Origin of the sequence: Vibrio sp. ES.051 (genome assembly GCF_002563795.1) — a bacterium.
GTDB lineage: Bacteria > Pseudomonadota > Gammaproteobacteria > Enterobacterales > Vibrionaceae > Vibrio.
Window position 1 is genome coordinate 1 of sequence record NZ_PDJL01000005.1, and the last position, 13,633, is coordinate 13,633.

Genomic DNA, 13,633 nt, shown 5'->3' on the forward strand with positions numbered 1-13,633 from the left:
TGGGTTGAAATAGAAAGATCAACGTAGGAAAAAGGAGGTAAATCTGAAAACAACTTCATCTCGAAGTATCTAAAAATTAAAATCCATAAAAATGAATAAGATAGTGCGCGAGTTTGCAAAAAAGCTACATACCCAGAGAACCATAAAAAAATTTCCCAAGAGAAACTTAGTTTAGCGTGCGGTTTTAACAAGAAGTTAGTCGGCATACTGGAGCGGAGTGAACAGAGAATAACATTGGAAAAGGTTTACATATTGGCTGCCCACTTAGACTGCTCAATACACGATCTCTTACCTTCTGAAGATCCAAATCATATTGAGGAAATGATTAAAGTAGACGATGTACACCAATAAATAAGTATAATCAATAACTTAATCAACGCACCAATTTCCTTGCCAAAAGAGAAGTTAACTAGCGTTACATGAGCAAGTTACAACCGTCAGAAAAGAAGCTTTATTAGCAGGTGTTTTTTCATATAACGTTCTCTTAAAAAAAGTCTATATCTAAATGAGGATTATTCTTTAACAATTCCAGCTTGCTCTCAACCTCTTGGTGCTCTCTTTGCTGTTTGGCTCGGTAAGCAACTTCAACTTTTTCCGCTTCATGCTTTTTCTGTTCAAACGCTTTAGATTCACGAAGCCTAGCCGAGACTAGATAAGCTTCTTGTGATGCAAGACTATTATGCCCGAGCTTGTTTTTCAAATGAACTTTAGCAGCTCGCATTGCTCTACTTGGATCTTTATCACCAATTTGGAGTTGCTTTTCATACTCATCTTCAAACTCACTAGACGCGAATAAGTGCCTGAGTGCATGTATAACTTTCCCTTTTTTCCAGCCCAATTTACGGCAGTATTTCGATATAGCTTGTGTCATATACCTCTTCGTCATTCTGCAACCATCAGTAGTATTAACAAAGAGTGCGCCATCCCAACTAGCCAATAATTCTTTTGATTCCAAATAAGGCTTCAACGAATGGTTAATGTAAGATTGAATTTGTAAAAGCAGTGAATAATCAAGATCGAATGACTTACCATATCCGAACTTTTGCTTTTTAGGAGTGATGGGAGCAGTGCCGTCAGACTCAGCTTGATGGATAACATTGTCAGTAAAATCTGAAGCATTTAAGCTATTCAAACTGATTCGTCTGAATGCACTATGTCTAGCAATATTTACAAGCAGTTTGTCTCTATTTTTAACAAATGAAGATTTCGCTGTTTCATCAATACATTCTAACAATTCGAAATATTCAGCATCAGTAGGTATATCTTGAGGGTTGAGGGTTGACGATGCATTCGCAATCTTGAATAGTAGAGGATAGAATTTTAGCTCTTTGTCTTTATTAGAGCTATCGAGCCTTGTTCCCTCATGGTTAAACATCCCTGATTTAATTCTATGGTCATCTGTACAGCCAATCAAAAAAGGCCTAGCCACTCGATCTAATTCATAGTACTTTGCGATAAACTTGTATATATATGTTAAATAAACATTAACGCTTCGTTTCGCTTTATATTCATTAGCCTTGCCACTTTTACTCTTTATGGCTTTCACTAACATTATACCTCGATATAGTTCCAACACCTTGTCATTACATCTTGCTAGAGGTATATCATTCTCCATTAAATAGGATAAAAACCGCTTAATTTCATAAATCCAATTTCGGTCATGACTTGATGAATCAATTGAAACTCCATCTGGAAACAGAGCAAGCACTGTAAACGTAACATCACGTATCACCCGATGATCTTCACCATAAAAATGGGATAATCGCGGCCTGATTTCCTAGAGTAAATAACCCGAATACATGAGTTCGAAGATAATGTAGAAGAGTTATTTTTAATGATGTTTAGCAAAAGCAACTCCTGTCAATCGTTTTAAAGCCTGTGTTTCAGTCTTTATTCCATTTCTAAAAACTTCCTCATCTCCCAGTAGATAACATGCATGTTTAGCACGAGTAATAGCTGTATATATCCAAGAATTATCAACCAAATATGTGGAGTTAGCGACAATAATAGTTGTGTGAAATTGACTTCCTTGACTTTTATGCGCAGTAACAGCGTAAGCAAGGCTTATTTTTTGTGTATAAAATTCGGTTTCAGTTAAGTACACATCATCTTCAATATCTTCAAATTTAATCTTTATCGCATACTTGACCACTTCTCCTGAAACCCCATAGAATTTACCTTGAGGGTATACTTCTAAAACTGTTCCAACAACGCCATTAGTCAAATTCTTCTCATAATTATTTTCATTAAATACAACTTTATCTCCAGCCACAAACATCGTCTTATCAGGCTGATAAATCGCTTTCGTAACGTAATCATCACCAGAAATTGGATTAAGCATATTCTGAACTTCCTTGTTTAGCTCTGCTACCGTGGCTTTCGTGTCAGCAATCAACTGCAAATCATAATTAATCGAGTCACCAATTCTAGAATGAATGGCTACATAGAGTTTCGCTGCATTAGTAATCGTGCTTTGTAAATCAGAATCATGCTTGAAACTAACCCCCTCAAACATAATTTTTTTCATCGGCTCAAACTCAGGTACTTCGTAATCCAAGATTTTTTGAGCCATATCAGGAATACCCGCTGTTAGTTTCTGCCGCTGAGTAACAGTCAGTTTAGCTTGCGGTATCCAATTTTGTTTCACCAAAAGTTGGAAAACTAAACCAGCTCCTATAGGCGGGAGCTGTCGATTATCACCTACCATGATTAAGTTGATGTTGTTTGGTATACTCGACAACAAAGAATACATGGTCGGTAGATCTATCATACTAGATTCATCGACTATGATAATGGCTCCTTGATAGTGGCTAGTTCGACCAAAGCGAGTTGTCTCACTAACAAATTTACAAATGGTCTGTGAGTTCCTCCCTGTGGCTTCTCGCATGCGTAACGCGGCCTTACCAGTCGGTGCTAACAAAACAACTTCCCGTTCAGTGTCTCTGTATTGCTCGATAATAGCTTCAATAACAGTTGTCTTCCCTGTTCCAGCGCCACCTTGAATAATACTCACAGGATTAATCACAGAGTTTTTTATCGCATTTATCTGGTTCGCGTGTAATGGAAAACCAGAATAGTGTTGATAATACTCAAGTTTTTCTTCCGAAAATGTACGAGGAAACAAACGAGTTCTTGCAATTTCATTTAGCCGAAGTTCAACGTAAGACTCCATAATAAATGCACCTGTAGATTGTACGAGGCCATTTTCATGTACATAGAATGCATCTTGGCTATCTGTGATTGTATCGATACCGTATTTAGTTTTCTGTCGTAATTTTGTGTCAAGATCATTAGCAGACATTGCTGTATTCCCACCTTCTTGGTAGCTTCGGTACAAAATATCTTCAGCGCAAGCCACTAACCTTCTTTGGTCATTTTTACAGATATTCCAGTTTGTCTGCACAAAAGTGTCTAGCTTTTCAAAAGGCAGAAAAGCACTTAAGTAGTAAGGGTCACGTTCTAAAATTTCTCTACAATTATCACCCCATGCACTAATTACATTTTTTGGAAAGAGCATAAGGAAACTGCTTTCAACTAAGTAGTTGATTGTCCTTAGTTCCTGATCATATTTCTTCCATGCAGCGATTAAAGTGATAATTTTTGTTGGATGGATACCTGTATCGGACATAATTTGTTCAACATCTTGCCTATTTAGTATGCCGATTAGTTTATTTCCGTACGTACTTACGAGTTTCTGTGCCGAGGCAATGCCGACACCAGGAATATTTCTGTCCCGAGCAATCCATTCTTTAACAAGATTACTGCTGCTATTTATTGTTTTACGATTTACTTCAACAGTATAAAGCTGATCACCAAATTGCATGCTGTACTTGAACTCACCTTTAAGTTTAAGGTGTTCGCCGACAACTATGGGTGGACCAAGTAGCAGTCCATAATCGATAACAGCGGAAATTTTTGAATTATCATTAAGACGAAGTCTTAAAATATACGAATCGTCGTGACTAAATGGAATCGATTCAACAGTACCTTCGCATTGTTCAAGTTCTCCTGTAGCAACAAAAAGCTTTTGTTTCATCACTATTCCTCAGATTCTGGTTTTTGTCGGATGAACTTACCTGTTTTGATTAAGTGAGAGTGACTGATTTCTGCACGGCGGTATTCATCTAACTTAGCTTCTGATAATGCTAACTTTTTCGTAAGTGAATCAACCAACTTACGCAACTGGCTAATTGTATGACTGTTATCATCACCAATTCTTCTCTGATGTAACTTTTTACTATTTCCTTGTGCAATCTTTACTGCAAGTTGATTTAGTTGTTCTTTTATATCTTCATTTTGTAAAGCTGCTTCACCCAAACCAAGTTCAAGTACCAGCTTGCGCTTATTTAAGCGTCCTTGGTAAAGGGGGAATGTATCATTCTGTTCTATGTATTGACGTAGTGTTTGAGCATTTTCTTTGCCGCGTTCTACATTTGTCTTAGCCATTCGGCACCTCCTTCAAAGAACGAAAACGCCCAAGTGTGTCGTTGAGTCTCTTGATCTCCTTATCTTTTGCTGTGATCTTCGCTTCAAAGAAGATTTCAATATCACGTATTTGCTCCATGATATCTGAAATTTGTCCTTTTAATTCTGATTGTTCTAGTATCAAGTCAGCTATTTCATCATTTTGAACTTTAATTAATTTATTTTGGTTTGCAATTTTTTCCTCTAAAGCTTTCTTTCCTGACTTAGTAAATATCGATAATTGGTCTTCAAATTTTAATTTCAGCTTTTTCAATTCTGACTCTAATTGAGTTAGAGTGAAGTCATTAGATGATGTGTTAAAAAAATTTTTAAATGTAGTATCATTGGTTGAACTAATTTGATAATTTACGTCTTTCCATCGCCTAAAGGCATCCTTCGTTACGGGTATACGATATAAACGAGGAACGCCTTTAATATAAAGCTCATTTCCATCGGCATCTTTTTTAATGGGGATACCATTAGAAGACCAGTTCTTTATCAAATTTATTTTGTTAACAATATTTTCACGAGCATGCTCTTCTCGGCAATTGACTTTACACAATGTTTGACTCCTGTTCATATAGTTCAATAATTCGATCTAATTCACTGACACTCTGTTTAATTTGTTTGATTTCTAGAAGCGTTTTTCCACCTCCAAAAACCTCATTTAAGTCAAAGCTATCGTCTAACTCTTCATTTAATCGGTCACGTTCAACTTTCAGATTCTCAATATGTTGCGTCTGTACGTCATGAAATGCACAGCCTTTACATAAGGTGGCTTCCGCATGCTGTCTCTCAATATCGCCAGTAGTCTTATTAACGCAATTACCATCAGAATAATTGGCAATTTTTTCCGAATTGGTACAATTAGCATGATAGAATACTTCGACTGAATACCCTTTATTTTTAAGATTAACTGCAATATCTTCTGCTGCTTTCTCCTGAACGTCTTTCGTCAGTTCTTTAAACTCTACATCACTGTATAGTTTTTTAAACATCGCTCGACATGTTGCTTGAAAGCCGCCATGAGACTTTTCTTCAAGCGCTTTACTGACTAGGTCACGTAGTTTACTATCACGAGCATCATTAAAAATTTTTCGAAATTGGCTATCGTCCATATCGGAACGAGAAGGGAGCATTTTAACTGGAATGGTATTTCTCATATCTTTAGCAATCGATCTAGAGTCTGCATCTGTGACATAAATTTCGGTCGTTTCAATTGAACCGTGTCCGTAATGCTTTGACAATGCTAAGAGGTAAGGATTATCAAATTGATAAAAGTAAGCAACAGCAAAATAACGACGTAATTGCTTAGGGGTTGGTATTTTGATGCCTTCTTCCAAAGCTAATGCCCTTAGAGGATTATGCTGCATTGTTGATCCAGCATATTCAATTGCGAGGCTAGTATTAGCAGAGTCTACACTAGCTAATTTAGGGGAAAATAATGGCGTATTTGGTTCATAATTTACTGCTACTCTTTCATTTACTTCATCTAGTAAATTCAGTAAATGACCAACAAACGGTCCCACGACTGCTTTCTCTCGGTTTGTAATTTCCTTTCCCTCCTTCTGTATATATCTATATATTTCAGTCAGGTTAAAAATGGTATCTAACTTAAAATTTTCACTCTTAATGCCAATATTTTTATTAACAATTTCCTCTAACCGCCATCCTGTATAGATAAGCGATAAATTAGCAATAGCAGCTATGAAAATCTTGTATGCTTCTCCAAGAGAAATTAAGTCATTTCCGAATTTATTAGTAGCCTTTTCTTTTGTCGATTCTCTCAATTGACGATAACCAACAATAGCGAGTTGCCTTTTACCTATTTGAACGAAGTTCTGTCCAAAAATCACCTCTTCAAGAGCACTTTGTCTCTTACATTTACCCAGCTCAGGAGCGAGAATTATATTCTTGTAAGTGTTCACCAAACCCTATTGACATAAAAACTGTGACCTCTAGCACTTGATCCCACTTTAGGTATTGAGTGATCATTTTTGAGCTTCATCATAGTTATATGACTAGAAAAAAAGCTCCTAAATACCAAGACGCACCACCTAAAGTCTCTGATCTGAATGAGGCTAAGGTGCTTATTGATGAGCTGTGGGAGCAGCTCAGGCACTATGAAGATAAGCTTACCACTAGCTCCAAAAACTCTTCAAAATCGCCCTCATCAGACAGTCCTAAAGATCGCCATGAGCGAAAAAAGATGAAAGCTCTGGTGGTCGCAATTCGAGAGGAGCTAAAAAAGGCCACACAGGGCATCAACGAAAACTTTCCCCGTTAAAAGACACGGATATCATTATTGATTGCTTCCCTGATAGTTGTCCTTGTTGCGAACAGTCTGACATTGATGTTCATGACGGCCCTTACTACCGACACCAAGTCTTTGATATTCCCAAGCCCACTGTCGATATCACCGAATACCGTTTATTTTCAGGTCAATGTCGGCACTGCAAAGAAGCCGTCAAGGCTCAAAAGCCTGACGATGCATCACAAGGGATTATAGGGCCTAACTTATTAAGTTACATTGGGGTTCTTGCGGGGCAATATCACCTCAGTGTTCGAAAAATCCAATCTCTTCTCAAAGAACAGCTTGGCACAACCTTTTCAGTTGGCGCGATCAGCGAAGCTCAAACGAAAGTCGCTTCAATGCTAACGCCATTACATCAAGCGATAAAACAAGCATTAAAGAAAGCGCCTTTGATTCATGCTGACGAGACCTCTCATCACAGAAATGATGAACAAAGCCTTCGCTGGTGTTGGTTAGTGGCAAGTGATGACCTTGTCTATGAGCAAATACTTTATTCGCGCTCGACCTCATCAGCGAAAAAGGTCATTGATGAAGACTATGCAGGCATTGTGGTCAGCGACCAGTGCCCTAGCTATAACTGGATAGCCGCAGACCGTCATCAGTTATGTTGGGCACATGTGAAGCGTAACCTTCAGCAAATGGCGGATTATAGTGGCGGTGGCCACACCGCTTATATTGGCAGACATCTTTGTTTGCTGACGAACGCCATTTTCCATACTCGGCATCGTTATGAACAAGATGAGTTAAATTATGCGCTATACTTACGAAGAATGCGTAGGTTGCAGAAATCGTTCGATCATTGGTTGAGCAAAGGGACTGATGTCATGGTCAAGCGATATCGGGGGCGATGCAAGTTACTGCTCAAACATAGAGAGAGCTTGTGGGTTTTCCTCAAGATAGTGTCAATCCCCTTAACCAATAATGAAGCTGAGCGATGTATTAGAGGTTTTGTAATCCAAAGGAAAATCAGCTTCGGAACGACCTCGGATGCAGGCGATAAATTCCGCAGTAGGATACATACCCTCATCGAAACCTGCAAAAAACGTGGCTTGTCGGCAATGTCAGTGTTGAGTGAGATCATCACGGCTGTTGTGGCGAAGAGACCGTACCCCAACATCTTTGATCTATAGGCTGTTCCCCCCGTTAATATCGAGTCAAGTTACCTTGGTGAACGATTACATATTCTTGACATCGACAAGCGATTTAGCAATAGTTTGATGCTGTGCAACCACTTGATAAAGAAAACGAATAGTACTGGTGACTTCGAAAATGCTCGGCATTTTAGTTCGACTAGGCTCTTTAGTTGCCATTTCGTTTGAAAGAACTTCGGGATTAGAAATTGGTTTGTCTAAGCCTGAACAAAAAAACAAACTATTGATTGTAACGAAAGAATCTAAAAAATATCGTGAAGAAAATCCATGCTCTGAAGTGATATTTCCATTGTATTTATAAGGTGTTCTTAGTTTCTCTGGCAATACCATTTCTTCAACTATTTCATCTGGGATATCATTCAAACCTCGACCAAATATTGCTGAACCAAGACATTGACGGAATTCCATTAAATTAAAGGCATAATCAGACCCGCTTTTTTTTGATATTTCGCTACGTTTTATAAACCAGTTTCTCGAACGAATTTCATTGGTAAGAGCATCCCATCTCTGCTTTATTTTTAAGGCACTATACCAACCATTTATTATTTCTTCTTTGAATGTTTTAACTAAACGTTCTCCTACGGATTCAATACTAGTGCATCCATTTATCGAAAAATATTCAATACAAAGTAATGATATTCTAACATTATCCTGAAAACTTTTATGTGATTGATTAGAAGTCGGAGGAAAAGTATCAACAAGCATATTAAGGTGCTTTAAAAGAGGCAAAATAAATGGAGTTTGAGTTATCGGGACAGATTCACCACGATACGGAATATAATAGTCAGATAGAATGTACTTTCTCTCTTTCATTGCTCCTTCTATTCCACTACTTAAAGAAAGTACAATTTGTTGATCGTCATTATTAATCAAATGGAGAAAGCGATTATTTATAATTATTTCTTCATTAAAAATAGATATTATTTGCTGTTTCTTATCACCGCCAATATAAACAATATCAATATTATTTAATGCTACCATTATTTATCTTCCTTTTTAGATTCAACATTGTTTATTATCTCCATAAAGTGACGATAAATAGTTGGACGTTCCTGTTGAATAAAAACACATAGCAATGCATTAAAAACCACTTTTTCAGCTTCGAATGCTTCAAATTTTTCTTTATTACTAATCATGAAAAAATAGTGACTACGATAATACTCTCGCTTCAGTAATGCCCGATAAATCGATTGGCGATTTAGAACAATACGATTATTTTTACACTGACTATGGCAATACTTTCCGTTACAAAGATCACCTTTGCTTTGGTGTGAGTCTGGTGAGTCATAGGGATTTATACATGATGATCCATCTCCGATCTCATAATATCCTTTAGTATCAGTAGTAACTTCCACATTAAATAGCTCACTGCTTTCAACTGTAATTATACTTGCCTTTTCAAATTCACGCATAAAACACAATATATTATGACGAAGAAATGCACTGGTGATATGTTGTTCAATGTAATGCTCTGCCGTTCTTCTATCTGCATGAGCTAAAAGTATTTTAATTTCATCCACTGTCGCATCATCTAAGAAATGCTTGGTGGCTACTAAATTACGCAATCCATCTAGCGTTATTTTTTCTAGGGAGTGTTCTTCAATGAATAAAGAATAACTTTTATTTACCAAGTATTGAAAATCTTTATTTAGGTTAAACCTGATTAAAGGATTATTACGACTTCCATTTCTTGTTGAAACCCAATCGAAAAGATGCTGTTCTCTACGCATTTTTATGTCGTAATGTACAATTATCTGTTTCGTTTTTTCAAAATGTGTTTGTAACAACTTCCAAGCTAGCCACGAGTCACGCTCTCGATTGGTAAATGTATGGGCAGGTAATTCTTTAGACGTTTTATTTTTTATAGCGCCGTCTAAAATTACACTAGTTCGATTAAATGTGAGATTACATTCAGTCAAGTCTAAATATACATCTGTATTTAGTGGATATTCAATCTTTAATATTACAAGTGCCGCTAAGAGTACTCTAGGTGGTAGAGTCCCTCTCATTAAAGGGTGAAAATGATGAAATCTTGAACCTGCGATACTTCTTGAAAGCGATAATCTATTGCAAACATTTAAAATAATCTTTCTTGAATAGTAAGATGGAAAGTCAGATTTATATTTATTATAAAACGGCTCCGTTTTTTGGAGAATTAATTCATAAGATTTTAAATCATGAACTGCTGCATTTAAGTATGATTTGTGGATCAATGTTATTTCGCCTTGAGACTTCTCTTTTGCATTCTCAGTGCTATCAAGTTTCTTCAATACCTCCCACAAAGTGTCTTTTTCTTGTATCTGTCTCGCTTTATTAGAAGCCGATTGCTTACTTCTGAACCTAGGCCAAGTCCTAACTGGCCGACCACACTTTAGTTTTGCATTTGTCTTTGTTAATAGAGTGCATAGTGCTGTCGGATAAGATAATGGAAGGTTTTTATCTATAAAGAGTTGATATAGTGACGCTCTATGTGAACACAACTGTTCCAGTGTCACCTCTGAAGCTTTAGACAAAAAGAAACTCAGCTCTTCATGTTCAGTTAGGTTACATATCAAAAATCGTAGACATGAATCCTGTGACGATCTATATGACTTCGGGTGCTTTCTTCTGTATGTCAGTATTAGGTCTAAGAATGAGCCAGCATCATATTCAAAGGGAATTTCCAAGATAGACTCTGAGGCTCGGTTGCCCAATTTGTCTACTGCATACTTAAGTTCCACCTTTCTAGTCGTGACATTTGGCATGTAGATAACTACTCACAAAACTTCAACCATACATTGAAAGTAGTAGCGTCCTTTCTTGGTGTCAAAGTTTTCTATGTGAACATTAAGAGATTTCCTCGTACCTTGTGGGCCAAATTGACAATCAAGTAAGTGTGGACGACTTTGAAGGGTTTGAGCTGTAATGCCAACGATCAAAATCAACAAACTGATAAGCATCGAATCCAATCCTTCCAATACGATTTTGGAAACTATGGAGCAAGTAGGCTTACTACCAGAATATAATTGCCGCGATGGCCACTGCGGTGCTTGTCGCTGCAAATTAGTGTCTGGTGAAATTGAGTATGTTGGTTTTGCAATGGCTTACACACAAGGTGATGAAATTCTGCCTTGTATCTGTAAAGCGAAATCTAACTTGTCACTCAGCGGCGTTAATTATGCGATGAAAGAAAAGCGCGCATAACAAGCACTGTAAAAACATAGCCGAAAAAAGCCAAGGCATTGCCTTGGCTTTTTGTTTATTTAACGACGATGCTGAGCATGTTAGCTAAAGCGCACTGCTTGGGATGTGCATCTCTTTTATTCTTTCTAAAAACGCATAATGCGCAAACATCGGTTTACGCTCCAAGTAGCGGCGCAGCAGATCAAGTGCGGCCGTGCTGATAACTTTAACTTGATCATCTCGGTGATACTTTTTAGATAGCTTATACACCGCCCCCCACTCGCCTGACGGAGTCGATAACGCAATAGAGAATATTCCTTGATCTATTTGACCAGTCACCAGAGATAAGTCAGTCGCACACTTTTCACGCGTTGCGCCCGCCAAAGCAAAAGTTGCAGCTAATGGATCACCATTATCATTAATCGCTTGCGTATGATTTGATAATATCCAACCATGTCCAAACTGCTTTTCTGCATTCTTGTCACCATTCAACCAATAGGTTAAATACCCTCCACTACTCTTTTCTGATACTGATAGCGTTAAATCCTTATCAACCAACAACTGGCCAGCATGCTCAACCATAGGTACATCGATACTGACCGTATTCGTTTCTAAGTGCCCATTAATAATTTGCATCAGCTTTAAACGCTGCTCCAATTGATCTACGGGACCGAACAGTTTGACTTCGATAAAAGGAAGATAAGAACGATAACCCAACTCGTATTCTTGAGGGAGTTTAAGTTGATCGAGTTTATCCGAAATAACGGACTCGGATAAACCAAATGTGTAAATACGACTGCAACAAGCACCTTCCACCTCAGGAAACAACCTTCTTAAATCGGGCAGAACTTGCGTCTCCGCCATCAATTTAAACTCACTGGGAACACCTGGTGTGAAGTAAAAAACCGCATCGTTAATTAGCATTTTAAAGCCACATGCGGTACCTATTGGGTTGTCTAATATCTCTGCTGTTTCTGGTAGCATAGCTTGTTTTAAATTGCTATCGGGCATTGGAATACCACGTTTAGCATAAAGATTTTCTAAACGTTGCAGCCACTCTTTGAATAGCACGAGTTTACAATCTGCCGCTCTTGCGGCGGCAGCGGCACTCATATCATCCGAGGTTGGTCCAAGGCCACCATTAACGATAACAACATCATTGTTAAAACTCAGCATTAAGAATTCTTCAATCAAACTCGACTGCTTGTCACCGACGGTTGAACGCTTTGTTAAACCAAATCCATGCTGATAAAACAAGCTCGACAACCAAGCTGCATTGGTATCAATAATATCACCGTGAAGCACTTCCTCACCGGTACTAAGCATTGCTATTTTCAAAACTGACTCCTGAATATAAGCATAATTGTATTTGATCGTGGTGCTAATACCTCAGTGACACCAAGTTACAGGATTCAGAACATTAACACTGGTATCTTGAGGTTACTTGTTGGGTATCTACCATTTTCTTTTTTATTAGACGGATCTCTGAGAGATTTGTTAGGGCTAAATGAAGGTCAAGTATTTAAATGGTTGATGTTTTAAGAGATAATTGTGAGCCCGATCATCACACCCACTAACTCGGAGACCTTTGTGTCAAAATCATCCATGCTCAAGAAGACTATAACTGGCCTTTTCTTGACTTCGTCAGCGCTTGCAAACGCAAGCCAGTATGGCCTGACCAGTCATGCAGGGTTTTCTAACACACCTGATTGCCTCTCAGGTTACTGCGAAACAACGACTCTGTACACCTTCGAAGCTCAAAATCATAGTCTCGCTTTTGAACAGCATAACGGTGATTCATTAAACCTTGATGCAGGTCTTCAACCTAAGCATCTAATCGTTCCTCAAGACAAAGATTGGGATTACCTGATGGGTCAAACCTATACGATTCTTGGTCTTAGCGTTGCAACCGTCGGGATGATGACTTTTTTACCAGAAAGCATTACCAAATGGGATGAGGAAGACCGCGACATGAGCCAGCTAGGCAGTAAGTGGAAAGACAACGTATCCAGCGGCCCTGTTTGGGATCGCGATGAACACTTCCTTAACTATGTCATGCATCCTTATTTTGGTGGGGTTTACTATACTGCTGCGCGCCACTCTGGCTACAACGAATTTGAATCGTTTTTATACTCTGCAACCATGTCGACATTCTTCTGGGAATACGGTGTTGAAGCATTTGCAGAAGTCCCGTCATGGCAAGATATCTTCATCACTCCATTTTTTGGTGCCATTGTCGGTGAGATGATGATAACCGCAGAGCAAGATATTATTGCTACTGGTGGGGAGGTGATGGGTTCTGAAACGGCAGGTGATGTTTCACTCTTCCTCCTCAACCCTGTAGGCCACATTCACTATTGGGTTACAGATGCATGGGGCGGTAGTGCTGAGTTACAGTTCAACTCCTCACCTTGGTTTGGAAATCAAGACGTCGCAAAATTTGCGATGGATGCAGGCGCAAACTATGACAGCCAGTTTTATGGTGTCGAACTAAAGGTCACGTTCTAAGCGTGTTGATATCATCTTGATGAAGAGCAGCCAC

Annotated in this window: 12 protein-coding genes and 1 pseudogene; 5 read left to right on the forward strand and 8 right to left on the reverse strand. The window is 38.3% G+C overall.

Annotated elements, in window-relative coordinates; genetic code table 11:
• The first annotated feature begins 150 nt into the window (after positions 1–150).
• Positions 151–351 (forward strand): helix-turn-helix domain-containing protein, encoded by a 201-nt coding sequence (locus ATG66_RS14120; RefSeq protein ID WP_257145766.1) that lies wholly within the window; start codon positions 151–153, stop codon positions 349–351.
• Between the two features lie 133 nt (positions 352–484).
• On the opposite strand, the gene ATG66_RS14125 is transcribed toward ATG66_RS14120, so the two are convergent.
• From ATG66_RS14125 to ATG66_RS14145, 5 genes are all read right to left on the reverse strand, one after another.
• Positions 485–1,732, reverse strand: coding sequence for a site-specific integrase (locus tag ATG66_RS14125; protein WP_143699707.1), 1,248 nt, complete (start codon positions 1,730–1,732; stop codon positions 485–487).
• Positions 1,733–1,831: 99 nt separating this feature from the next.
• The gene (locus ATG66_RS14130; RefSeq protein WP_098415933.1) at positions 1,832–4,036 is read right to left on the reverse strand and encodes an ATP-dependent DNA helicase; all 2,205 of its coding nucleotides are present in this window, start codon (positions 4,034–4,036) and stop codon (positions 1,832–1,834) included.
• Between the two features lie 2 nt (positions 4,037–4,038).
• Complete coding sequence (locus ATG66_RS14135) at positions 4,039–4,446, reverse strand: hypothetical protein (protein WP_098415856.1); 408 nt, start codon at positions 4,444–4,446, stop codon at positions 4,039–4,041.
• Complete coding sequence (locus ATG66_RS14140; RefSeq protein ID WP_098415857.1) at positions 4,439–5,026, reverse strand: hypothetical protein; 588 nt, start codon at positions 5,024–5,026, stop codon at positions 4,439–4,441. The genes ATG66_RS14135 and ATG66_RS14140 overlap by 8 nt, the downstream gene beginning before the upstream one ends.
• On the reverse strand, positions 5,019–6,392 hold the full coding sequence (locus tag ATG66_RS14145; protein ID WP_098415858.1) for a site-specific integrase: 1,374 nt from the start codon (positions 6,390–6,392) through the stop codon (positions 5,019–5,021). The genes ATG66_RS14140 and ATG66_RS14145 overlap by 8 nt, the downstream gene beginning before the upstream one ends.
• Positions 6,393–6,481: 89 nt before the next feature.
• Here ATG66_RS14145 and tnpC point away from each other — a divergent pair.
• Positions 6,482–7,908 (forward strand): IS66 family transposase gene (gene tnpC / locus ATG66_RS14150; RefSeq protein WP_098414497.1). Its coding sequence is split into 2 segments (ribosomal slippage): positions 6,482–6,674 and positions 6,674–7,908, totalling 1,428 coding nucleotides; the frame shifts between segments, so codons are not numbered across the junction.
• Positions 7,909–7,953: 45 nt separating this feature from the next.
• Here tnpC and ATG66_RS14155 read toward each other — a convergent pair.
• Entirely contained in the window at positions 7,954–8,910 is a 957-nt protein-coding gene (locus ATG66_RS14155; RefSeq protein WP_098415934.1) for a hypothetical protein, read from the reverse strand.
• The gene (locus ATG66_RS14160) at positions 8,910–10,442 is read right to left on the reverse strand and encodes a hypothetical protein (RefSeq protein ID WP_143699708.1); all 1,533 of its coding nucleotides are present in this window, start codon (positions 10,440–10,442) and stop codon (positions 8,910–8,912) included. The genes ATG66_RS14155 and ATG66_RS14160 overlap by 1 nt, the downstream gene beginning before the upstream one ends.
• A gap of 317 nt (positions 10,443–10,759) precedes the next feature.
• Between ATG66_RS14160 and ATG66_RS20680 the strand changes: the two are divergent.
• Together ATG66_RS20680 and yfaE are read left to right on the forward strand one after the other, a co-directional pair.
• A pseudogene (locus ATG66_RS20680) lies at positions 10,760–10,834 on the forward strand (ribonucleotide-diphosphate reductase subunit beta); the annotation flags it as partial.
• On the forward strand, positions 10,834–11,112 hold the full coding sequence (gene yfaE / locus ATG66_RS14165) for a class I ribonucleotide reductase maintenance protein YfaE (RefSeq protein WP_098415936.1): 279 nt from the start codon (positions 10,834–10,836) through the stop codon (positions 11,110–11,112). The pseudogene ATG66_RS20680 and the gene yfaE, both read left to right, overlap by 1 nt.
• Positions 11,113–11,196: 84 nt before the next feature.
• Here yfaE and ATG66_RS14170 read toward each other — a convergent pair whose 3' ends face one another.
• On the reverse strand, positions 11,197–12,429 hold the full coding sequence (locus tag ATG66_RS14170; protein WP_098415937.1) for a CinA family nicotinamide mononucleotide deamidase-related protein: 1,233 nt from the start codon (positions 12,427–12,429) through the stop codon (positions 11,197–11,199).
• Between the two features lie 267 nt (positions 12,430–12,696).
• Between ATG66_RS14170 and ATG66_RS14175 the strand changes: the two genes are divergently transcribed.
• The gene (locus tag ATG66_RS14175) at positions 12,697–13,599 is read left to right on the forward strand and encodes a DUF3943 domain-containing protein (protein WP_098415938.1); all 903 of its coding nucleotides are present in this window, start codon (positions 12,697–12,699) and stop codon (positions 13,597–13,599) included.
• Positions 13,600–13,633: the final 34 nt, after the last annotated feature.

Excerpts from the sequence above, each read along its gene's own strand:
- ATG66_RS14130 (WP_098415933.1), bottom strand. The coding sequence starts at position 4,036 with ATGAAACAAAAGCTTTTTGTTGCTACAGGAGAACTTGAACAATGCGAA.
- ATG66_RS14135 (WP_098415856.1), bottom strand. The coding sequence starts at position 4,446 with ATGGCTAAGACAAATGTAGAACGCGGCAAAGAAAATGCTCAAACACTA.
- ATG66_RS14155 (WP_098415934.1), bottom strand. The coding sequence starts at position 8,910 with ATGGTAGCATTAAATAATATTGATATTGTTTATATTGGCGGTGATAAG.
- yfaE (WP_098415936.1), top strand. The coding sequence starts at position 10,834 with ATGCCAACGATCAAAATCAACAAACTGATAAGCATCGAATCCAATCCT.
- ATG66_RS14175 (WP_098415938.1), top strand. The coding sequence starts at position 12,697 with ATGCTCAAGAAGACTATAACTGGCCTTTTCTTGACTTCGTCAGCGCTT.